Origin of the sequence: Zoogloea sp. 1C4, from assembly GCF_009469605.1 — a bacterium.
GTDB lineage: Bacteria > Pseudomonadota > Gammaproteobacteria > Burkholderiales > Rhodocyclaceae > Zoogloea > Zoogloea oryzae.
Genome location: NZ_SSXU01000006.1, coordinates 275,211 through 297,007, shown reverse-complemented (window position 1 = coordinate 297,007; position 21,797 = coordinate 275,211). Strand labels below are relative to the sequence as shown.

15 protein-coding genes are annotated in these 21,797 nt (G+C 69.7%); 4 read left to right on the top strand and 11 right to left on the bottom strand.

What is annotated here, in order from left to right; translation table 11 throughout:
- The first annotated feature begins 28 nt into the window (after positions 1–28).
- The 4 genes from GH681_RS10200 to GH681_RS10185 all read left to right on the top strand — a co-directional run bounded on the left by GH681_RS10200 (position 29) and on the right by GH681_RS10185 (position 5,697).
- Positions 29–976 (top strand): LysR family transcriptional regulator, encoded by a 948-nt coding sequence (locus GH681_RS10200; protein ID WP_153161366.1) that lies wholly within the window; start codon positions 29–31, stop codon positions 974–976.
- Complete coding sequence (locus tag GH681_RS10195) at positions 973–1,785, top strand: helix-turn-helix domain-containing protein (RefSeq protein WP_153161365.1); 813 nt, start codon at positions 973–975, stop codon at positions 1,783–1,785. The genes GH681_RS10200 and GH681_RS10195 overlap by 4 nt, the downstream gene beginning before the upstream one ends.
- Positions 1,786–1,889: 104 nt before the next feature.
- Entirely contained in the window at positions 1,890–3,650 is a 1,761-nt protein-coding gene (locus tag GH681_RS10190) for an arylsulfatase (RefSeq protein WP_153161364.1), read from the top strand.
- Between the two features lie 10 nt (positions 3,651–3,660).
- On the top strand, positions 3,661–5,697 hold the full coding sequence (locus tag GH681_RS10185; protein WP_153161363.1) for a cytochrome c3 family protein: 2,037 nt from the start codon (positions 3,661–3,663) through the stop codon (positions 5,695–5,697).
- 111 nt (positions 5,698–5,808) lie between these two features.
- Here the strand turns inward: GH681_RS10185 and GH681_RS10180 are convergent, their stop codons facing one another.
- The 11 genes from GH681_RS10180 to GH681_RS10130 all read right to left on the bottom strand — a co-directional run bounded on the left by GH681_RS10180 (position 5,809) and on the right by GH681_RS10130 (position 21,784).
- Positions 5,809–6,672, bottom strand: a complete 864-nt coding sequence (locus GH681_RS10180) for a RimK family alpha-L-glutamate ligase (protein WP_194271198.1) — start codon at positions 6,670–6,672, stop codon at positions 5,809–5,811.
- Between the two features lie 75 nt (positions 6,673–6,747).
- On the bottom strand, positions 6,748–7,629 hold the full coding sequence (locus tag GH681_RS10175) for a hypothetical protein (RefSeq protein ID WP_153161362.1): 882 nt from the start codon (positions 7,627–7,629) through the stop codon (positions 6,748–6,750).
- 70 nt (positions 7,630–7,699) lie between these two features.
- On the bottom strand, positions 7,700–8,713 hold the full coding sequence (locus tag GH681_RS10170; protein ID WP_153161361.1) for a dihydroorotate dehydrogenase-like protein: 1,014 nt from the start codon (positions 8,711–8,713) through the stop codon (positions 7,700–7,702).
- A gap of 1 nt (position 8,714) precedes the next feature.
- Positions 8,715–12,287, bottom strand: coding sequence for a pyruvate:ferredoxin (flavodoxin) oxidoreductase (nifJ, locus tag GH681_RS10165; protein ID WP_153161360.1), 3,573 nt, complete (start codon positions 12,285–12,287; stop codon positions 8,715–8,717).
- A gap of 425 nt (positions 12,288–12,712) precedes the next feature.
- A complete protein-coding gene (locus GH681_RS10160; RefSeq protein WP_153161359.1) occupies positions 12,713–14,092 on the bottom strand; it encodes a sigma-54 dependent transcriptional regulator in 1,380 nt (459 codons plus the stop codon).
- On the bottom strand, positions 14,089–15,960 hold the full coding sequence (locus tag GH681_RS10155; protein WP_153161358.1) for a PAS domain-containing sensor histidine kinase: 1,872 nt from the start codon (positions 15,958–15,960) through the stop codon (positions 14,089–14,091). The genes GH681_RS10160 and GH681_RS10155 overlap by 4 nt, the downstream gene beginning before the upstream one ends.
- Before the next feature lie 26 nt (positions 15,961–15,986).
- Positions 15,987–16,955, bottom strand: a complete 969-nt coding sequence (locus tag GH681_RS10150; protein WP_153161357.1) for a 4Fe-4S binding protein — start codon at positions 16,953–16,955, stop codon at positions 15,987–15,989.
- A 51-nt stretch (positions 16,956–17,006) separates the two neighbouring features.
- Positions 17,007–17,651, bottom strand: coding sequence for a molecular chaperone (locus tag GH681_RS10145; RefSeq protein ID WP_153161356.1), 645 nt, complete (start codon positions 17,649–17,651; stop codon positions 17,007–17,009).
- On the bottom strand, positions 17,651–18,340 hold the full coding sequence (locus tag GH681_RS10140) for a 4Fe-4S dicluster domain-containing protein (RefSeq protein ID WP_153161355.1): 690 nt from the start codon (positions 18,338–18,340) through the stop codon (positions 17,651–17,653). The genes GH681_RS10145 and GH681_RS10140 overlap by 1 nt, the downstream gene beginning before the upstream one ends.
- A gap of 25 nt (positions 18,341–18,365) precedes the next feature.
- Positions 18,366–20,939, bottom strand: coding sequence for a molybdopterin-dependent oxidoreductase (locus GH681_RS10135; RefSeq protein WP_153161354.1), 2,574 nt, complete (start codon positions 20,937–20,939; stop codon positions 18,366–18,368).
- A complete protein-coding gene (locus tag GH681_RS10130) occupies positions 20,936–21,784 on the bottom strand; it encodes a hypothetical protein (RefSeq protein WP_153161353.1) in 849 nt (282 codons plus the stop codon). The genes GH681_RS10135 and GH681_RS10130 overlap by 4 nt, the downstream gene beginning before the upstream one ends.
- Positions 21,785–21,797: the final 13 nt, after the last annotated feature.

Sequence of the window (21,797 nt, the reverse complement as noted above, 5' to 3'; positions counted from 1 at the left end):
TCAAAATATCTGAACGATCAAGCCACTCATGCCCCAAAACTCACCCACCCCGCGGGACGTCCTCACCCCCGAGGCCTTCGCCCTGCTCCAGCGCATCGCCGACACCGGCAGCTTCGCCGCGGCGGCCCGCGCGGTGAGCATGGTGCCCAGCGCCCTCACCTACCGGGTGCGCCAGATCGAGGACGCGCTGGATGTGCTGCTGTTCGACCGCAGCTCGCGCCAGGCCCGGCTCACCGAGGCCGGCCACGAACTGCTGCGCGAAGGCGGCCGGCTGCTGGGCGAGATCGACGCGGTCGCCAACCGGGTGCGACGCGTGGCCACCGGCTGGGAGCCGCAGTTCACCGTGGCGGTGGACGGGGTGATCAACCGCAGCACGCTGCTGGAGCTGTGCGCGCGCTTTCTGGCGATGGCGCCGCCCACCCGCCTGCGCCTGCGCGACGAGGTGCTCTCCGGCACCCTGGAGGCGCTCACCTCCGGCCAGGCCGATCTGGCCCTCGGGCTGGTCGTCCCGGCGGCGCCGGCGCTGGATCTGCTTGCCCGCCCGATGGGCGAGCTGCGCTTCATCTTCGCGGTGGCGCCCCACCACCCGCTCGCCCAGTCGACCGAGCCCATCAGCGACGCGGCGCTGCGCGCCCATCGCGCCGTGGCGGTGGCCGATTCCACCCAGCGCGGCGGCGGCGTCACCTACGGCCTGCTGGAAGGGCAGGACGTATTCACCGTGCCTGATCTGCCCACCAAGCTCGACGCCCAGCTGCGCGGCCTTGGCGTCGGCTTCCTGCCCGAGTGCATGGCCCGCCCCTTCCTCGACAGCGGCCGGCTGGTGGAGCGCCCGGTCGAGCGCCAGACCCGCAACTTCCAGCTGAGCTACGCGTGGCGCAAGTCCAAGGCGCCAGGCAAGGCGATCCAGTGGTGGCTGGAGCAACTGGACAACCCCGTCACCCGGGAAGCCCTGCTCACCCGCGGGCGCAGCGCATGAAGACCATCGACGCCCTCGCCCGCGGGCTGGAGGTGCTGCGCAGCCTCGAAGAACGCCGCGGCCAGTCGCTGGCCGAGCTGCACCGGGCCACCGGCATCCCCAAGGCCAGCCTGCTGCGCATCCTCGACACCCTGGAGCAGGGCGGCTTTGCCTGGCGCGCCATCGGCGACGGGCGCTACCGGCGCCGGGTGTCGCTGATCTTCCGGCCGGGCATCGACGACGAGCTGCTGCGCATCGGCGAGATCGCCGCACCCTTCCTCGAAGCCCTGCGCCGCAAGGTGATCTGGCCGTCGGACGTGCTGGTGCATCGCAACTTCAAGATGGAGATCGTCGAGACCTCCCGCCGCCAGAGCCACCTCAACGTGGCGGTGTACGCCATCGGATTCCGGGTCGAGATGATCCTGTCGGCCCCCGGGCGGGCCTACCTCGCCTTCTGCAGCGACGCCGAGCGCGCCGCCGTGCTGGCCGACGCCGCGGCCAACCCACCGGTGCTGGTGCGCGCCCGCCAGGTGCTGGCCGGCGAGCTGCCGGCGATCCTCGACGAGACCCGGCGCCTGGGCTACGCCTCCCGCGATCCGCTCTTTGGCGGCGACGGCGACAAGGAGATGAACGTCGCCGACGACGGCATCGACGCCATCGCGGTGCCGGTGATTCACGACGGCAAGCTGCTCGCCACGATGAATCTCGTGTGGCCGCGCAAGTACCGGCTGAAGGCCCAGATCGTCCGCAACCACCTGGCCGACCTGCAGGACACCGCCGCCGCCATCGCCGCGGCCGCCGCCGAAACGGAGAAACGTTCCACTGAGTGAAACGGGCATCACCTGGAAATGCAAATCTCGAGATACCGTGCAAGTATCGCGATACCCGACGAGCCCCATCAGCCGCCGGCAAAACAACAGCCAGGAGACACCCGATGAAACCCCTTCCGCTGCTTCTGTCGAAGCTGTGCCTGCCCGCCCTCGCCCTGCCGCTGGCCTTCACCGCCAGCGCCGCCGAGCCGGCCAAGCGCCCCAACATCCTCCTCATCGTCGCCGACGACCTGGGCTACACCGACATCGGCCCCTTCGGCGCCGAGATCGCCACACCCAACCTGGACAAGCTCGCCAGCACCGGCGTGAAGATGACCAGCTTCTACGCCTCGCCCTTCTGCTCGCCCACCCGGGCGATGCTGATGTCCGGCAGCGACAACCATCTGGTGGGCTTTGGCGACATGGCCGAGCTCATCACGCCCGAACAAAAGGGCAAGCCCGGCTACGAGGGCAACCTCAACGAGCGCGTGGTGCCCATGGCCCAGGTGCTGAAGGACGCCGGCTACCGCACCGCGATGGCCGGCAAGTGGCACCTGGGCGTGGCCGAGCAGTTCAGCCCGGCGGCCCGGGGCTTCGAGCAGTCGTACGCCATGGTGATGGGCGGCGCCAGCCACTGGGGCGACCAGACTGGCATCGTGGCGATGGACCCGGCCAAGCCGCCCAAGGCCATCTACCGCGAGAACGGCAAGGCCATCGACATCCCCCGTGACGGCTTCTACTCGTCCGAAGCCTTCACCAACAAGCTGCTGGAATACATCAAGAACGGCGAAGGCTCCGGCAAGCCCTTCTTCGGCTACCTCGCCTTCACCGCGCCCCACTGGCCCCTGCACGCCCCGGACGCCGACATCGCCAAGTACGAAGGCCGCTACAAGGAAGGCTACGACAAGCTCCGCAAGGAGCGCATCGAGCGCATGAAGAAGCTCGGCCTGATCGCCGCCGACACCCCGGTGTATGAAGGCCACCCCAACTGGCCGAAGTGGGACAGCCTCACCCCCGCCCAGAAGGAATCCGAAGCCCGCCGGATGACGGTTTACTCGGCGATGGTCGAGAACATGGACCGCCAGATCGGCCGTGTGCTCGCCTACCTCAAGGAAAAGGGCGAGCTCGACAACACCTTCATCTTCTTCATGTCCGACAACGGCGCCGACGGCAACTCGGTGTACGACGTGGGCCGCACCCGCGAGTGGATCCACAAGGACATGGACAACAGCACCGCCAACATCGGCAAGCCCGGCTCCTTCATCGAGTACGGCCCCGGCTGGGCCCAGGTGGGGATGAGCCCGTTCAAGCTGTACAAGTCGTTCATGTACGAAGGCGGCATCTCGGTGCCGGCCATCGCCTGGGGCCCCGGCATCCGCGGCGGCAGCGTGAAGCGCGAGTTCGCCCACGTGATGGACGTCGCCCCGACGATCTTCGAACTGGCCGGCGCGAAGCACCCGGGCACCGAGTACAACGGCCGCGAAGTGTTGCCCCTGCGTGGCAAGTCGATGCTGCCCTACCTGCAGGGCAAGGCGAAGCAGGTGCGCGGCAAGGACGACGCGGTGGGCTGGGAACTCGGCGGGCGCAAGGCCCTGCGCAAGGGCGACTGGAAGATCGTCTATGCCAACCAGCCCTGGGGCACCGGCGACTGGGAGCTCTACAACATCGCCCGCGACCGCACCGAAAGCCGCAACCTCGCCGCCAGCCAGCCGGCCAAGCTGAAGGAGATGCTGGCCGAGTGGAAGCGCTACGTAGCCGAGACCGGCACCCTCGAGATCGACAACCTCGCCAACCGGCCCGGCTACAGCAACGGCGCCAAGTACTACGAGGATCTGGAGGTCGAGGTGAACATGAAGCCGCGCAACCCGGCGCCCACCACCAACTGAGCCTCCCCGAATGCGCGGCCTCCTGGGCACTCTGGTTACAGTCGCCGCCCTGGCCTCCCTCCCCTCCCTGGCGGGGGCGGCGACGCCCCCAGGAGAGCCGCGCGCCCACTACGTGGCCGACACCCGGTGCACCGCCTGCCACCCCCGGCAGGCGGCGGCCTGGAAGGGCTCCAAGCACGATCTGGCGATGCAGCCCGCCTCCCCCGCCGCAGTGCTGGGCGACTTCAACGATGCGCAATTCAGCGCCCCCGGCGAGACGGCCCGTTTCTTCCGCCGGGATTCGCGGCTCTTCATCAATACCATCGGCGACGACGGCAAGGCGACGGACTTTCCGGTCAGCCACGCCTTCGGCCTGCGCCCGCTCCAGCAGGTGCTGATCCCCCAGGCCGGCGGACGCCTGCAGGCCTTCACCGTCGCCTGGGACACCCAGCGGAAGCGCTGGTTTTCCCTCCACCCGGAAGGCGCCCTGCCGCCCGGATCGCCGCTCCACTGGACCGGCCGCTTCCAGAACTGGAACCTGATGTGCGGCGAGTGCCACACCACGGCTTTCCGCAAAGGCTACGACGACGCCACCGACCGCTACCGCAGCACCTGGGCCGCCGGCCACGTGGGCTGCCAGGCCTGCCACGGGCCGGCCAAGGCGCACGCCGACAGCGCCCGCCGGCCCGGAAAGAAACCGACACCCACGCCGATACCGACGCCCAACGGCGCCCTCGCCAGCGCCCACGGCCAGGTGGACCAATGCGCCAGCTGCCACGCCCGGCGCACCCGCCTCGTGGAAGAAGCCGCCCCCGGCAAGCCGCTTTTCGACAACTTCATCCCCGACACCCTGCGCGCCGGCCTCTACCACCCGGACGGCCAGCAGCTGGACGAGGTGTTCGAGTACGGCGGTTTCCGCCAGAGCCGCATGTACCAGGCCGGCGTGGCCTGCGCCGACTGCCATGAACCCCACGGCGGCAGCTTGCGCGCCAGCGGCAACGCCCTGTGCGTGCGCTGCCACAGCCCCGCGCCGGACCCACGCTTCCCCGGCCTGGAGGCCAAAAACTACGACGCGCCCGCCCACCACGGCCACGCCGCCGGCCAGCCCGGCAGCCAGTGCGTCGATTGCCACATGCCCAGCCGCGACTACATGGTCGTCCACGGCCGCCGCGACCACGCGATCCGCATCCCGCGGCCGGATCTCACTCGGCGCATCGGCACCCCCAACGCCTGCCAGGGCTGCCACGCCGACAAGCCGCCGGAATGGTTGGAGGCCGCCATCGACAAACAGCACGGCCACCGCGAACGCCCGCCCCATTACGGCGAAGTGATCGCCGCCGCCCGCGCCCACCAGCCCGGCTCAACCGCCCGACTCGCCGCGCTGATCGACGACACTTCCCAGCCCGCCATCGTCCGCGCCACCGCCATCGAAACCCTCGCCGACCTGGGCGCCCCGCCGCCCGCCAGCGCCTTTGCCGATCCCGACCCGGCCGTGCGCACCGCTGCCGCCGCGGCGCTCTCGATCAGCCCCGCCACCGAGCGCCTCGACCGCCTGCCGGCGCTGCTGGCCGACCCGCTGCGGGCCGTGCGCATCACCGCCGCCCGGGGGCTCGCCGACATTCCGGCGGACCGGCTCGACGCCGACCAGCGCCGGCTGCGCGAGCAAGGCATCGCCGGCTTCATCACCGCCCAACAGGCCATGGCCGACATGCCCAGCGCCCAGGTGAATCTTGCCCAGCTGTACCTCGACCTGGGCAAGCCGACAGACGCCGAGCGCCACTACCGCCGCGCCATTGCCCAGCTGCCGTCCGGCAACGACGCCCGCCTCGCGCTGGCCCGGCTGCTGGTGGATCAGGGCCGCGGCGCGCAGGCCACGCAGCTGCTGCAGGACGGCGTTCCGGCATCCAGCCAGCCCGGCCCCCTGCACTTCGCCCTCGGCCTCATCGCCGGCAAGGCCGGCCGCTGGGCCGAGGCCGCCGCCGAACTGGAACGCGCCGCCAGCCTGATGCCCGACGATGCCCGCGTCCGTCGCAACCTGGACGCGGTGCGCCAGCGCATGGCTCGGTAGGGCGCGAACGACGGAGAGCCTCCGTCCTGTAGGTCGGACTTCAGTCCGACACCACGGCTTGGTCATGCACGATTTGTCGGACTGAAGTCCGACCTGCAGGGGACATCCGGCCTAGCCGGCGCAGCGCAGCAGCACCTCGGCGAAGCGTGCGGGGGCCTCGGGGGCGACGCCGAGGAAGAGCTCGGGCTCGATGAGTTCCAGTTCCATCACCGCCGGGCGGCCATCGGGCAGACGCACCATGTCCACCCGGGCGTAGGTGGTCGGGGCCGGGGTGGCGGAGAGGGCCAGGGTCGCCAGTTCCACCTCGTCGGCGGCCGGCTGGTAGGGGTGGTTGGTGCCGCCGTACATGTCCTGCACCCGGTAGTCGCCGGCGGCCGGCTGCTTGCGGATGGCGTGGGAGAAGGCGCCGCCGAAGTAGATCAGCGACACCTCGCCCTGGGCGGCGACGCTCTCGATGAAGGGCTGCACCAGCACGTCGCCCTCGGCCAGCAACGCGGCCAGGTGGGCTTGGCAGGCCGGGTCGGCGGCGTGGGCCTTGAGGGCGCCGATGGCACCGATGGAGACGGCCGGCTTCACCACCACCTCGCCCCAGCTGGTGGCGGCGAGCCGGGCGGCGCCGTCCGCCGCGCCGCGATCCAGCCACAGGGTGGGCACGGTGGGGATGCCCTTGGCGGCCAGCTCGCGCAGGTAGGCCTTGTGGCTGTTCCATTCGATCACCGAGACTGGATTGACGAAGGCGGTGAGCTGGTGGGTAGCCGCGGCCCAGGCGAGGAACTCGGGCAGACGGCGGAAGTAATCCCACGGGGTGCGCACCACCACCAGCGGATAGGCGGCCCAGTCTTCCGGGCTGTCCCACGGGGCGACGACGGCCTCGACGCCGATCTCGGCCAGCGCGGCGACGAGCAGGTGGGTTTCCGGGTCCGGCTTGGCCATGGTGGCGCCGGTGACGAGGACGATGCGGGTGGAGGCTTCCATGGGCGGGTCAGGCTAAGAAAATTCAGCGCGCCATTTTATCGCGGCGCCGGGCCATCGCCGGCCCTCGCTGAAGCGTCAGCGCAGGCTGAACCACACCCGCTCGGCGTAGCGCCCGTCCTTGCCACGGGTGCCGGGGCCGGGCTCGCGGCGTACCGAATGCACCCACGGGGCGGTGGAGAGTTCGTCCATAAAGGCATCCACGCCGGCTTCCTCGCCGGAGCGGATACGGGCCACGAAGCCGGCGCCCTGGGCGTCGATGCCGTCAAGCACAGTGCCGGGCGGCAGCGCCGTGGATACGCGGCGCCGGAGCTCGGACGTGCCGATCGCAGGGCCGGAACGATCCGACGGCAGCGCACCCATCGCCGACAGCCGGTGCCAGCGCACTTGCTCGCTGCGGGTGAAGGGAATCCGGATGTACTTGCAGCCGTCGCCGCACCACACCGGAAACTCCAGGTAGGTGGCGGTGACCTGCCGGGCCACCAGATTGCCGGCGGAATCGCGGGCCACGTAGAGCTCCTTGTAGCCCTCGCCCTGCACGTCACGGTAAAGCGGATCGTCCCGCTCGATGAGCATGTACGGCCAGCTGAGCTGCAGCCAGCCATCGTGGCAGGCCTCGGCGGCGGGCTGCAGGCGGATGGTGCTCGCCCCTTCGCTGCCGGGCGCGCCGAGCTGCAGCTGCAGGCCCGCCTCGACGGCGCCGCTCAGGGTCACGTCGTACCACGGCTGGCGCCGGGCCTCGTCGGGGAGATGCTGGGTGACCAGCGCCAGAAAGATCAGCGGGTCGTCGTTGCGATATTGCCCGGCAAGCTGCGGGCAGCCCTTGCCCTTGGGGATGTCGAGGGGCGTCCAGTCGGCGGGGGTGCGCCCTTCGTCGCCACAGCCCGCCAGCAGCAGCGCCGCCAGCCCGGCGGCAAGGCGGGCACGGAGCGCGGGCGGGGCATCGGGGAAGATCGGCATGGGCAGGCTGAAAGATCGACGGCCGCCCATGCTTGCGGCGGCCGTCGGGATTGTCAATGCACCTGCGCGGTCAGCGCCACACCCCCGACCGCGGGGTGAAGCTGTCGAGCACCCGGATGTAGCTCTGCCGGGCCAGGGCGCTTGCGTCGCGCAGGTTGGCCTGGCACATGCTGCCCTTCAGCTGGGCCACCGATTCGTATTCCCGCTCCATCATCCAGGCGCGCAGGTCGTGGAGGATCTGGGTGAGCCGGGCCGGGCCGTGCTCCAGCAGGCAGGACGCCAGATGCACCACGTCGGCCCCGGCCAGCAGCAGCTTGAGGGCTTCCTGGTAGCCATACACGCCGCCGGTGGCGGCCAGGGTCATGCGCGTCTGGGCGCGCAGGATGGCGATCCAGCGGATGCGCAGCAGGGCTTCGTCGGGGCTGGAGAGCTCCAGCCGATCCACCATCTGCAGGTCATCGAGATCGATGTCCGGCTGGAAGAAGCGATTGAACAGCGACACCCCCGCCGCGCCACCGGCCTCCAGACGCCGCACGAAGTTGGGCAGCGACGCGAAGAAGGGCGGCAGCTTCATCACCACCGGCACCGCCACCACGCGCTTCAGCTCGGTGAGCAGCGCCAGATAGCGGGCTTCGACGGCGTCGCCGGTCTCATCGGGATCAGCGGCGATGTGATAGACGTTGAGTTCCAGCGCGTCGGCGCCAGCGGCTTCCATCTCGCGGCCCAGATCAACCCAGCCCGAGGGCGTGACGCCGTTGAGGCTGGCGATCACCGGAATGCCCACCCGCGCCTTCACCCGGCGCAGGTGTTCGAGGTAGCGGTCGATGGCGCTCTCGTAGCTGCCGTGGCCGGGCAGGAAGCCGGCGGATTCGCCGTCGTGAAGTTCGGCGTGGAGCAGGAAGCGGTCGGCCATCGCGTCTTCGGCGATCAGCTCTTCCTCGTAGAACGAATGCAGCACGATGGCCGCGGCGCCGGCGTCTTCCAGCTGCAGCACGGTATCCAGGTGCTTGCACAGGGGCGATGAGGACGGCACCAGCGGGTTCTTTAGCGGCAGGCCCAGGTAGGTCGTGGACAGGTCGATCATTTCAGCTCTCCTTGGGCGCGGCGGGCGCGTGGCCGGCGGCGAGATCCTGGTAGGTCTTGAAGCGGCGGTCGGCTTCCTTCTGGGCTTCGGCCATCAGGCGTTCGGCGGCCTCCGGGTGGCTGCGGGCGAGCATCGCGAAGCGGGTCTCGCTATCCATGAAGGTCTTGATGGGCTGGCTGGGCGGGGCCGAATCGAGCTTGAACGGGTTGCTGCCGGCGGCCTCGAGACGCGGGTCGTAGCGGAACAGCGGCCAGTGGCCGGACTTCACCGCCATGTCCTGCTGGCGCTGGTTGTAGAGCATGTCCACGCCGTGGGCAATGCACGGGCTGTAGGCGACGATCAGCGAGGGGCCGTCGTGGCTCTCGGCCTCGTGGAAGACCTTGAGGGTGTGCACGTCCTTGGCGCCGTAGGCCACCGTCGCCACATACACGTGGCCGTAGTCCGAGGCGATGCGGGCCAGATCCTTCTTGGCGGTGGCCTTGCCGCCCGCCGAGAACTTGGCCACCGCGCCCACCGGGGTGGCCTTGGAGGTCTGGCCGCCGGTGTTGGAATACACCTCGGTGTCGAGCACCAGGATGTTCACGTCGTAGGACAGCGCCAGCACGTGGTCGAGCCCGCCGTAGCCGATGTCGTAGGCCCAGCCGTCACCGCCGATGATCCACACCGAACGGCGGATCAGCCACTCGGCGAGAGACGCGAGCTCCGCCGCCCGCGGGTGGCTGCCGGCGGCGAGTCTGCTCAGCAACGCGGCAACCCGCTCCCGCTGGGTGCGGATGCCCGGCTCGGTGCGCTGGTCGGCATTGACGATGGCGCTGGCGAGATCGCCGCCGATGTCGGCTTCCATCTCCTTCACCAGCTGCATGCCGTAGGCCATCAGCTGGTCGGCGGCGAGGCGCATGCCCAGGCCGAACTCGGCGTTGTCCTCGAACAGCGAGTTGGACCACGCCGGGCCGCGGCCGGCGCCATTCACCGTCCAGGGCGTGCTGGGCAGGTTGGCGCCGTAGATCGACGAGCAGCCGGTGGCGTTGGCCACCAGCATGCGGTCGCCGAAGAGCTGGGTGGCGAGGCGGATGTACGGCGTCTCGCCACAACCGGCACAGGCACCGGAAAACTCGAACAGCGGGTCGAGCAGCATCGCGCCGGGGATGGTGCCGTGCTTGAGCAGGCTGCGGTCGAAGTCCGGCAGCTTGAGGAAGAACTCGAAGTTCTCGCGCTCCGGATCGCGCAGGGGGCCGATGGGCGCCATGTTCACCGCCAGCCGGCTGATGTTCGACTTGTCGTGGATCGGGCAGGCTTCCACGCAGTCGCCACAGCCGGTGCAGTCTTCCGGCGCCACCTGGTAGCTGATGTGGGTGCCGGCCGGGAAATCCTTGCTCTTGGCGGGCACGTGCTTGAAGGTCGGCGGCGCATCGGCGGCGGCCTCCACCGGAAAAGCCCGGGCGCGGATCGCCGAGTGGGGGCAGACGAACACGCACTTGCCGCACTGGGTGCACAGGTCGGCCTCCCACACCGGGATCTCCAGCCCGATGTTGCGCTTCTCGAACTTGGCGGTGCCGGTCGGGAAGGTGCCGTCGATGGGCATCGCCGACACCGGCAGGCGGTTGCCCTCGCCCCGGTAGATGGGCAGGGTGAAATCCCGGACGAAGGCCGGCTGGGCCGCATCCGGCGGCAGCACGATGGGCGCCGCGCCCTCGCTGGCAGCGCCGATGGGCACCGCGTGGAGGTTGGCGAGGGTCACGTCGATGGCGCGGTGGTTGAGGTCCGCCAGGCGCTTGCTCTTGCGGCCGTAGGTCTTGTCCACCGCCTTCTTGATGGCGGCGATGGCTTCATCCCGGGGCAGGATGCCCGAGATGGCGAAGAAGCAGGTCTGCATGATGGTGTTGATGCGCCGCCCCATGCCGGCCTCCTGGGCCACCTTGTAGGCGTCGATCACCCACAGCTTGAGGCCCTTGGCGGCGATGCCGGCGCGCATCGCGGCGGGCAGGCCGGCCCACACCGCGTCCGGCGCATCCGGCGTGTTGAGCAGGAAGACCCCGCCCGGGGCCGCATGGGCAAGCAGGTCGTAACGCTCGACGAACACCGTCTGGTGACAGGCCACGAAGCCGGCCATGCCCTCCTCCACCAGATAGCTGGAGCGGATCGGCGCGTCGCCAAAGCGCAGGTGCGACACCGTGACGGCGCCGGACTTCTTCGAGTCATACACGAAGTAGCCCTGGGCCTGCAGCGCGGTGGATTCGCCGACGATCTTGATGGAGTTCTTGTTGGCCGACACGGTGCCGTCGGCGCCCAGGCCCCAGAACACCGCATGCTGCAGGCGGCGCGAGGCATCCGAGCGAAAGGCCTCATCCCAGGCCAGCGACAGGTGCGTCACATCATCCACGATGCCCACGGTGAATTGGCGCTTCGGCTTGTCGGCTGCCAGTTCGGCAAACACCGCGGCGACCATGCCCGGGGTGAATTCCTTGCTCGCCAGCCCGTAGCGGCCGCCGATCACCCGCGGCATGGTGCGCAGGCCATCGGCGGCGGCTTCGGCCAGGGCGGTGATGACGTCCTTGTAGAGCGGCTCGCCGTCGGCGCCGGGCTCCTTGCAGCGGTCGAGCACGGCGATGGATCGGGCGCTCTCCGGGATCGCCGCCAGCAGCGCGCGGGTGTCCAGCGGGCGGAACAGGCGCAGCTTGAGGAGGCCGACCTTCTCGCCGCGGGCGACCAGGTGCTCGACGGTCTCCTCGACGGTTTCGGCAGCCGAGCCCATCACCACGATGACGCGCTCGGCGTCCGGCGCGCCCACGTAGTCGAACAGCTTGTAATGCCGGCCGGTGAGTTCGCCGAAGCGATCCATCGCCGCCTGCACGAGGGCCGGGAAGGCGTCGTAGAACGGGTTGGCGCGCTCGCGGGACTGGAAGAACACGTCGGGGTTCTGGGCCGTGCCGCGCAGCACCGGGTGCTCCGGCGACAGGGCGCGGGCGCGGTGGGCGGCCACCAGGCTGTCGTCGATCATCGCCCGAACCGTTTCGGGCTCGACCGCGACGATCTTGGCGACTTCATGGGAGGTGCGAAAGCCGTCGAAGAAGTGGATAACCGGAATCCGCCCGGCCAGGGTGGCGGCCTGGGCGATCAACGCCATGTCCTGGGCTTCCTGCACCGAGTTGCTGGCGAGGAGCGCACAGCCGGTGGCCCGGCAGGCCATCACGTCGGAGTGGTCGCCGAAGATCGACAGGGCGTGGGTGGCCAGCGCCCGGGCCGCCACGTGCAGCACGAAGGGCGTGAGCTCGCCGGCCATCTTGTAGAGGTTGGGGATGAACAGCAGCAGGCCCTGGCTGGCGGTGAAGCTGGTGCCCAGCGCGCCAGAAGTGAGCGCCCCGTGCAGCGCGCCGGCGGCGCCGCCTTCGGACTGCATCTCGATGATCTTGGGTACGACGCCCCACAGGTTGGGCTTGCCCTGGGCCGCCCATTCGTCGGCCCACTCGCCCATGTTCGAGGATGGGGTGATCGGATAGATGGCAATCACCTCGCTGCCGAGGTAGGCCATCCGTGCGGCGGCTTCGTTGCCGTCGAGATTGAGATACGTCGTCATTGCGACCCCCTGTTGGTACGACTGGCAGACGCGGGCCGCCCCCACGGGTGGGGCGCCGCGTCCATTGAAATTTGAAGAGCGTTGATCGCGCATCCCGGGGCGGCCCCGGAATGCGGAAGCCGGCGCCCGCAGCGCAGCATCGGAGCGACGTCCAGCAGCCGCGACCGCACCCCTTGCGGGTGGGTATTACTTCAGCTTTCCCGCCCCCGGCATGGCGGGCAGGTGGAACGGCATTCGGCTTTCATGGCGGCCCGACCTGGATTCGGGCGTGTGCAGCGCAACAATGGGGCCATCATAAGGCCCCGGTGCAACGCCGGATTTTGACGTGGCGCAAGCTTTTGCGCGGTCAGGGCGGAGATGTGACGCGGCGCACAACCAAATTCACGCCGGACAGTACGCCGGATGATCGGGCCGGATGACGGCGCTCAGCCCTCGCCGCCGTCGCCGCGGCCCTTGAAACCGTGGCGCTCGAGCATCCGGTAGGCGGTGCGCTCCGAGACGCCCATCGCCTCGGCCACCCGGCGCCGGTTGCCCTGATGGCGATCGAGCAGCTCGGCCAGGTAGTGGCGCTCGATCTCGTCGAGGGTGGGTTCGCCGTGGATGGTCACCGGGCCGCTGGCCGCAGGTGCGGCGTCGAAGCCCGGATCGCGCAGGGGCGGCAGGTGTTCGGGGCCGACGAGGCCGGTGCGGCTGGCGAGGATCAGCGCCCGCTCGACCACGTTGCGCAGCTCGCGCACATTGCCCGGCCAGTCGTAGCTGAGGAGGCGCGCCAGGGCCTCGTCGGAGAACTCGACCTGACGGCCGTTGCGGGCCCGGGCGCGGGCAAAGTGATCCACCAGCCGGGGGATGTCGTCGCGCCGGTCGCGCAGCGGCGGCACGGTGATCTCGAAGGCCGACAGGCGGTAGTACAGATCGGCCCGGAAGCGGCCTTCGCGCACCATCTGGGCGAGGTCGCGGTTGGTGGCGACCACCACCCGGGCGTTGGCGCGCAGGTCGGTGGTGGCGCCGACCCGCCGGAAACGCCCGGTCTCGAGGACGCGCAGCAGCTTGGCCTGGATCGACGGGCCGATCTCGCCGATCTCGTCGAGGAAAAGCGTGCCCTCGGTGGCGGCTTCGATGAGGCCGGGCTTGCGCCGATCGGCCCCGGTGAAGGCGCCCCGCTCGTGGCCGAAGAGTTCGGTCTCGAAGAGGGTTTCCTGCAGGGTGCAGCAATCCACCGCCACAAAGTGCCCGTCGCGCCGCTGGCCGGCGTCGTGCACCGCGCGGGCCACCAGCTCCTTGCCGGCGCCGCTTTCGCCGCGCACCAGCACGGTCACGTCGTCGTCGGCCACCGCCTCGATGAGGCTGCGCACCTGGCGCATGGGTTCACTTCCGCCCACCATCGGGTCGTCCACCAGGCCCCGCATGGCGGCCTTGAGGGCGTCGCCAGCGCGCAGCCTGGAGCCCTCCAGCGCCCGCTGGATGACCAGCTCCAGCTCGGCCAGGTTGACCGGCTTGACCAGGTAATCCACCGCCCCCAGGCGCATCGCCTCGACGGCCTGATTGATCGAGCCGTAGGCGGTGAGCATGATGACCGGGCGGGTCTGGGCGATGTCGGTGAGGGGCCCGAAATCCCGCGCGTCGGGCAGGTTCATGTCGAGCAGCACCAGATCCGGCGCCACCTCGTCGATGCGCGCCCGGGCCTCGGCCCAGGTCTGGGCGCTGTGCATGTCGAAGCCGCTGCGGGCGAGGGTCTTGAGGAGCAGGCGGTTGAGCACCGCGTCGTCCTCGATCACCAGGATCGAATGGGTGACCGGTGCGTTCATGGGTTTTCTCCGTCGGCACAAGCCAGGAAGACATGGAAGGTGCTGCCCTGCCCCGCCTGGCTCTCGACGCTGATCCGCCCGCCGTGGCGTTCGAGGATGGCCTTGCAGATGGCGAGGCCGAGGCCGGAGCCGCGGCGGCCATCGGCCCGGCGGCTGAAGAAGGGCATGAAGATCAGGGGCTGCTCCTCGACCGGAATGCCGACCCCGCTGTCACGCACGGTCAGGTGATGGAAATCGCCCTCGCGGCGCAGGCGGATGTCCAGCAGGCCGCCGTCGGGCATGGCGTGAAAGGCGTTCTGGAGCAGGTTGAGGGCCACCTGGCGCATCTCCGCCTCGTCGCCCCGCACCCGCGCGTCGGCGGGCTGGAGATCGAGATTCACCTTCACCCGGGCGCTGCGGGCCTCCTCGGCGAGCAGCGCCACCATGTCGTCGATGGCGGCCCCGACGAGCACCGGGCGGGTTGGCCCGGGCGGGTGGCTGAGGGTCATCAGGCGCTGGGTGATGAGCACGCAGCGGTCGATCTCGGCGTCCACCAGCTCGAGGTATTCGGTGACTTCGGCGGCGCCCATCGAGCCATCCCGCAGCCCGCGCAGGCTGGATTGCAGCGCCAGGCGGATCGACGCCAGCGGGTTGTGGATCTCGTGGGCCACGCCGTTGGCCAGCAGCCCCACCGCCGACAGCCGCTGCTCCTGGGAGAAGCGCACCTGATCGTCGAGGGAGCGGATCGCCTCGACCACCAGCCGGCGCCCGTCCGGCCCCACCAGGGGGGCGGCGTGGATCTCGACGCTCACCGGGCTGCCGTCGGGCCGCTTGAAGCTCATCACGGTGCGCAGGGCGTCCGGCCGGGCGCGCAGCTCGGCGAGCGGACAGGTGACCAGCGTGACCGGACAGGGCTCATCCAGCTGGCGGCCGATGCGGTGACACCGCTCGCCGCGGATCGCGTCGAGCGGCAGCTGGACGAGTTCGGAATAGGCCCGGTTGGCGAGCACGATGCGGTAGTCGTCGCCGATCACCACCATCGGGTCGGGCGCCGCGTCCACCAGCCCCTGCAGGAAGGCGCCCTGCTGGCCGGCCTGGTCGAGCATCTCGCCGAGGCGTCGGGTCATCGCGTCCACTTCGTCGCCCAGGCGGCCCAGTTCGCCGCCAGAGAGGCTGCCCACCCGCGCCGAGAGATCGCCATCGGCGAGCCGCCCGGCCACGCCGGCGAGCGTGCCCACCGGCGTAAGCACCTCCCGCCGCACCACCCACCAGATGGCCAAGGCCAGCAGGCACAGGGCCGCCAGCCCCAGGGGCAGCAGACGCTGCAACTGGGCCGCGCCGCTGCCTTCGGAGGGCGGCACGAACTCGACCACCAGCACGCCATTGACCGGATGGGTGTCGACGGCGCCGTGGCAGCCGCCGCAACGCGGCTGGTTGCGGATCGGGTAGGCAATGCGCAGCAGGCCGGCCTTGCCGGCATCCAGGGTATCCAGCCGCGGCGGCGACACCATGCAGCCCGCGGTGAGGCAGAGATCGCGCACCCATTCCGGGTGGAGACTGCCCTGATCGGCGTCGCGGGAGGCGAAGCGCACCTCGCCAGCCGGATTGAGCAGCGCCGCAAACTGCACGCCGGGCAGGCCGCCCAGCTGGACAAGGATCTCGGCCAGCCCCGACAGATCACGGCGCAGCATGGCCGATTGCAGGCTGGCTTCAAACAGGCCGGCGAGGCGGCGGGCGGAGCTTTCGTGCTCCACCTGCAGGGCCGTGCCCGAAATCCACAGGGCGCCCCCGACGAGCATGCCCGAGGCGCACAGCAGGGCCAGCATCAGGACCAGCATCAGGCGTCGCGCGAGGGGCGTGGCAAACCACAGTCGGGATAGCAGATTCATGCGTCAGGGGAAGTCAGCGGTAATTTTCAGTCTACCACCAGCCTGTCCGGGCGCCGGGCGCCTGTCCGGCAGACCGGGCACAGGGGCGGCGCCCGATGGCCGGCGGGATGGCGGAAGGTGGCGGAGCAGCGGCTACAGGTGGTGTCATGAAAGAACGCGACGACCACCCCGCCAGCGGCCCGCCCGGGCCGGAGGGCGCCCTGGTCGCAGGCGTCGACGCACAGGTTGCAGCCGGTACAGCGCTCCATGCGCAGGCGCAGCCCGGCCTCCGCACCCGCCTCCAGCCAGTCGATGGCGCCCTCGGGGCACAGCCGGGCGCACACCGCGCAGCCCGTGCAGCGGGCGACGTCCAGGCTCACCGCCCACGGGCCACCACCTCTGCCGATGGATGCCAGCAGCCGGAGCGCCGCCGGACGGGTATCGGGGCCGGCCGTGCGGGCTGCCGGACGCAGCAGGCCGAAGAAGCCGCGCCGCCGGGAGGGCGCGGCTTCGCCGGGCATCGCCGTCGGCAGCAGCTCGATTGCTGGCGCACCAGCCGCCCGCAGCGCGTCGTTCAAGGCGTCGAGCCGCTCCACCAGCGGCATGACACGGCCCCGCGGGCAGGTGGCGCAGGTGCCGCTCACCACCCCCAACCGGCGCAGCCCGGCCAGGTACAGGGCCAGCAGCCGCGCTTCGGAGATGGCATGCAGGCAGGGCACGCGGGTGAGCGGCCCGGCTGCCAGCGGGGCGTGCTCGCAGGCCAGGCTGAGGGTGTCGCCCGACAGCGGCAGGGCGGGCGGCGCGGCGAGCGCCAGCGCCCCCGGCGGACAGGCCGGCACGCACAGGCCGCAGCCGTCGCAGCGGGCCGGATCGAAATCGAGCCCGTCCGGCTGCATCGTCCAGGCGCCAGTGGGGCAGGCGTCCACGCAGGCGCGGCAGCGCGCCACGGCCGCGAGCCGGTGGACGCAGCGGGTTTCGTCGACGGTCAGCATGGCCAAGGCAAAAAGGCCGGGCATCCCCAGGGGATGTCCGGCAAGACGCACGAGGACCTTTGCCGCCGCCTCACGTCAGTGGATGGCCCGGAGCTGCCGGTGCAGGTTCTCGATGACATGCAGCGTGAGCGAGGCGAGGGCGGCGTAGAAGCGGGTGGAGGCGCGGGCCGTTACCCGTTCTGCAAAATCCGGGAGCCACTGCAGCAGGTGTTCCTCGATGAAGTGGCGGGCCTCCAGCCCCTCCCCGCGGGACAGCAGGTACGAAAGGAAGGCCAGCTCGTTGGAGACGTGGTCGTCGGCCGTGCGCCGCCAGTCGACCGCCATCAGCCCGTGGGCCCGGTAGCGCTCGCGCACCGCAAAGGCCGGGCCCTGCATCATCAGCTTCTCCTCGTCGCGCCAGACCGACTCGCAGGGCGAGGCGCGCAGGGCGTGGGTGAGATAGATGCCGGCGTAGTCGGCGGCGAGGTCGTCGGCCAGCGACGGGCGGTCGTGCTCGGGCACGCGGCCGATCACCCTGAGGGCGTCGCCCATCGCCACCCGGGGCTGGGCCTCGGGACCGGCCAGGGTGAGCCCGTCGGGAAAGCCGGCGGAGTGCAGCCGGATCAGGGTGTCCACGTCGCGCTCGGCTTCGTGGAGCCAGGCCAGCGCAGCCAGATCCTCGGCGGCGGCGCGCAGGCTCATGCGCGCGCCCATCGGAGTGCGGAATACGGCGTCACCCATCACTCAACCCTCCCCTTGGGATGCGCGATGAACACGATGGAGGGATTGGTCAGCTCGGGGCTGGTCATGTGCTGCACCTGCCGCACGGGCTGCTCGCCCTTGGCCATCGCCTTGGTGGGATAGGTGCCAGCGCGCAGCTGGTCGATGGGGCCCACGTCGAGCACACGCATCATGCAGGCCATCACGCAGTAGGGTTTGCGGCCGGCGTCGATCTCGTCCACGCACATGTTGCACTTCTTGACGAGGTTGTCGATCGGGTCGAACTGGGGCGCACCGTAGGGGCAGGCGGCCTCGCAGCGGCGGCAGCCGATGCACAGGGTGGAGTCGATGTCGACGATGCCGTTGTCGGCGCGCTTCCAGATGGCGCCGGTCGGGCAGGTGGGCAGGCAGGCGGGTTCGGCGCAGTGGTTGCACGACATGTTCACCTTGTAGGCGAACACCTCGGGAAACTGCCCGCCCTCCACGTACATCACGCGGCGGAAGCGCGGCCCGGGAGCGAGGCCGTTCTTGTCCTTGCAGGCGATCTCGCAGGCGCGGCAGCCGATGCAGTCCATGTTGTTGTGGATGAAGCCGAGCTGCTTCGCCGGCTTGACCGGCTCGTAGGTGGCGGCGTCGCGACGGGCCTGGGCGGCGGGCACTTCGGCGCGGGCCTCGGCGCCCAGCTTGCGGATGGTCTTCTTGTCAGCCATGGTGGTTCTCTCCTGGGGCCGGGCGTCAGTAGTCGCGCCGGAACACGCTGGAGCGTGCGGTGGCGAGCTGGTCCCAGCCAGGGCGGTGGGCGAGGTCCGTCTTCTGCACGTTGACGAGGGCGGTGTTGTAGGCAAAGGCACCGGCCGGGCTGGGCTCGTCGAGGGTCAGGAAATCCGGGTTGCCGGCCCGATCCACGCCCTTCTCGTCCAGATCCATCCACGCGCCTTCAAACAGCACCACCACGCCGGGCAGACAGCGCTCGGTGACGTAGGCCGGCACCACGCACTTGCCGCGACCGTTCCACACCTCGACGGTGTCGCCGGTCTGGATGCCGAGGCGGCGGGCGTCGGCGGCGTTGATGGTGAGCTCCTGGTCGTAGGTCTCGCGCAGCCACGGGATGTTGTGGAAGATCGAGTGGGTCCGCCAGCGCGGGTGGGGGCTGATGAGGTGGAAGGGGTAGTCCTTCGTCAGCGGGCTGTTGAGGGATTCGAAGGGCTCGATCCACTTGGGAATGGCGGGGATCGGGTAGCCGTACTGGGTCTTGGTCCAGTCGTCAATGCCGGCCAGATACGGCGAGAAGATCTCGATCTTGCCGGAGCCGGTCTCGAAGGGCTCGCCCTTCACGATCTGCTCGCGGAAGGCCACCAGCGGACGCTTGAAGGTGAACTTGTACACCCCGTGCCGCTTGAACTCGTCCCAGCTCATCGTCACGCCCTGATGGGGGCGCACCTTGCCGTTCCACCAGGCGGCCAGATAGGCCTCGTCCACCGGGTCGGGGTTGTGGAAGTAGTCGCGGGTGGCGCGGGGGTTGTAGCGCTTGCCGAAGTCCTTCACCGTCGGGTCGAGGGCCTCGAGGCGGTAGGCGAGCTCGGTGAAGATCTGGAAGTCGGAGCGCGATTCGCCGAGGGGCTGGATCACCTTCGGGCGGTGGATGTAGTAGTGGCCCTTGTACCAGGGCAACGCCACGTCGTGCCGCTCGAAATGGGTGGCCACCGGCAGCAGCACGTCGGCCCAGATGCCCGACGGGGTGATGGTCGAATCCAGGCACACCACCAGATCCAGCTTCTCGATGGCCTGGATTTCCTTGTTGATGTTGGTGAGCTGGTTGAACCAGTCCGAACCCTGCCAGAAGATGCCGCGAATGTTGGGAATCTGCCCGTCGGTCTCGTCTTCCCGCGGCCACAGGCCGACTTCCTCGCGCCGGAGGTTGGGGTAGTTGAGCACGCAGTGGGCCCAGCGGTCGGATTTGATCGACGCAAACCACACGTTGGCGAATTCGTCGTAGGGATAGGCCACCGATTCGGAATGCCAGGCCTTGCCCACGCCTTCGGCGCAGCCGCCGAGCTTACCGATGTTGCCGGTCATGGCCTGCACCGCGGCGGCCATCCGGTTGTACTGCTCGCCGTAGGCGGCGCGGCCGGGCGCCCAGGAGGCCTTGAGCGCGGCGGGCTTGGTGGTGGCGTAGAGGCGCGCGAGCTTGCGGATGTCGTCCGCCGAAACGCCGCAGATCGCCTCGGCCCACTCGGCCGTCTTGGGCGTGCCGTCGCGGGTGCCCATGATGTAGTCCTTGAAGCTCTCGGCGTCCTGGTAGTCGGCGGGCATGGTGCCCTTGTCCATGCCGAGCACGAAGCGGTCGATGAACTTCTGGTCGTGCAGGTTCTCGCTGAAGATCACGTGGGCCATGCCGGCCAGCATCGCCGCGTCGGTGTTGGGGCGGATGGGAATCCACCAGGCGTCGTAGGCGGCGGCCGAATCCGTGTATTGCGGGTCCACCAGCACGAACTTGCAGCCGCGCTGCTTGGCCATCCGCATGTAATAGAAGGTGTTGCCGCCGTGGAAGGTGTAGGCCGGGTTCCAGCCCCACATGATGATGAGCTTGCTGTGGGCGTAGGCGTCGTCCTCGTTGCCGTCCTCGATGGTGCCGAAGGTGATGCGGCTGGAGAACGTGGTGCCCTGGTAGCTGGGCACGCTCCAGCTGTTGGTGCGGCAGCCGAACATCCCCAGAAAACGCCCGAGCAGGCCTTCGATCTGGTCCGACTTGTGGAGCACGCCGTAAGACGCGCCGGCATAGCTCTGGTCGAGGAGCGCGGTGGGGCCGTAGGTCTTCTTCAGCTCGACCATCTTCTGGGCGACGAAATCCAGCGCCTCGTCCCACGACACGCGCTTGAACTTGCCCTCGCCGCGCTTGCCGACCCGCATCATCGGGTAGAGCAGACGCTCCGGCGAGTACAGCCGCGAGCGGTAGCTGCGCCCGCGCAGACAGGCCCGCAGCTGGGGCTCGTCGGTGGTGTCCTTGCCGAAGAAACCGCCCTTCTGGTAGCGGCCGTCGTCGGACGACAGGCGCACGATCACGTCGCCCTTCTTGTGGGCCACCAGCATGTGGCGCGAGCCGCAGTTGTGGGCGCAGGAGGTGACCACCGTGGTGAGCTGGTCGTCGGTGTAATACGGTTCGTAGGCGAAGGCCGAGGCCTCCTTCGGCGCCACCACCAGGCCACCCAGCCCGGCAAGGCCGGCGCCCACGCCCATCACCTTGAGGAAGTCCCGTCGCCCGGGTTCAGCCGGCGCGGCAGGCGTGCCGCCATCGAAGTCGATCTTCATTTTTCTTGTCCTTGTGCCGTCGTGCCGATCTGGAAGCGGGCTTCGGATTGGGTCGGACGACCCTTGGCCCAGTCAGGTGTCTCCTCCGCCATCCCCGGCCAGGCGTGGCGTGGGTAGGGGTAGGTGATGCGATACCAGGCCCGGCCGCCGTGGCAGCCGTAGCACACGTCACCGTTGCCCTTGCCGGCCGCTTCGATGGCGTCCGGCTTGAGGTAGCTCACCTGATGGCGGGTCGTGCGGATCGCCGCGTGGCAGGTGAGGCAGTCGTTCTGGAACATCTCGCGGGTTTCGCGCCACGGGCCGGGCAGGCCCATCACGGCGGTGTTCATCTGGCCATGGCACTTGAGGCAGGTGGTCTCGGGCACCACGCTCTTGCGCAGGCGGAAGCCGCCGTCGCGCTGGGATGTGACCGAACTCAGCGGATGCTCGTCGCGGGGATCATGGCCTTCGTGGCAGGTGGTACAGCTCAGTGCCATCACCGACTTGGCGAAATCGCTGGTCAGATGGCGCCGGTGGAAGGTGTCCTGGGTGCCGCTGTAGGTGCTGGTGCGCTGGTACCAGGCTTTCGCGTCGGCAGCCCGGACGCCGGCAGGCGAGGTTTCGCGCACGGAAGGCTTGAGCACCTCGGCGTGACAGGCGAGGCAGTCGGCGTCGGTCGCCTTGCTGATCGCGGGCTTGAAGTGCAGGGCGCTGTAGCGGGCGCGCTGGTAATCGGGAGTGGGAGTGGATTTCGGGTCGGCTGCATGCGCATCGGACAGCGCCGCACCAAACACCAGGGACAACAGGAGTGCTGCGTGGACACGTAGTTTTCTTGGAATGACCACCATGACAACCTCTCGGCTCATGCCAGACCGGCCG

Coding starts and splice junctions, on each gene's coding strand:
- GH681_RS10185 (WP_153161363.1), top strand. CDS start 3,661: ATGCGCGGCCTCCTGGGCACTCTGGTTACAGTCGCCGCCCTGGCCTCC.
- GH681_RS10140 (WP_153161355.1), bottom strand. CDS start 18,340: ATGGCTGACAAGAAGACCATCCGCAAGCTGGGCGCCGAGGCCCGCGCC.
- GH681_RS10150 (WP_153161357.1), bottom strand. CDS start 16,955: ATGCCCGGCCTTTTTGCCTTGGCCATGCTGACCGTCGACGAAACCCGC.
- GH681_RS10160 (WP_153161359.1), bottom strand. CDS start 14,092: ATGAACGCACCGGTCACCCATTCGATCCTGGTGATCGAGGACGACGCG.
- GH681_RS10135 (WP_153161354.1), bottom strand. CDS start 20,939: ATGAAGATCGACTTCGATGGCGGCACGCCTGCCGCGCCGGCTGAACCC.
- nifJ (WP_153161360.1), bottom strand. CDS start 12,287: ATGACGACGTATCTCAATCTCGACGGCAACGAAGCCGCCGCACGGATG.
- GH681_RS10155 (WP_153161358.1), bottom strand. CDS start 15,960: ATGAATCTGCTATCCCGACTGTGGTTTGCCACGCCCCTCGCGCGACGC.
- GH681_RS10190 (WP_153161364.1), top strand. CDS start 1,890: ATGAAACCCCTTCCGCTGCTTCTGTCGAAGCTGTGCCTGCCCGCCCTC.
- GH681_RS10175 (WP_153161362.1), bottom strand. CDS start 7,629: ATGCCGATCTTCCCCGATGCCCCGCCCGCGCTCCGTGCCCGCCTTGCC.
- GH681_RS10200 (WP_153161366.1), top strand. CDS start 29: ATGCCCCAAAACTCACCCACCCCGCGGGACGTCCTCACCCCCGAGGCC.
- GH681_RS10130 (WP_153161353.1), bottom strand. CDS start 21,784: ATGAGCCGAGAGGTTGTCATGGTGGTCATTCCAAGAAAACTACGTGTC.
- GH681_RS10145 (WP_153161356.1), bottom strand. CDS start 17,651: ATGGGTGACGCCGTATTCCGCACTCCGATGGGCGCGCGCATGAGCCTG.
- GH681_RS10170 (WP_153161361.1), bottom strand. CDS start 8,713: ATGATCGACCTGTCCACGACCTACCTGGGCCTGCCGCTAAAGAACCCG.
- GH681_RS10195 (WP_153161365.1), top strand. CDS start 973: ATGAAGACCATCGACGCCCTCGCCCGCGGGCTGGAGGTGCTGCGCAGC.
- GH681_RS10180 (WP_194271198.1), bottom strand. CDS start 6,672: ATGGAAGCCTCCACCCGCATCGTCCTCGTCACCGGCGCCACCATGGCC.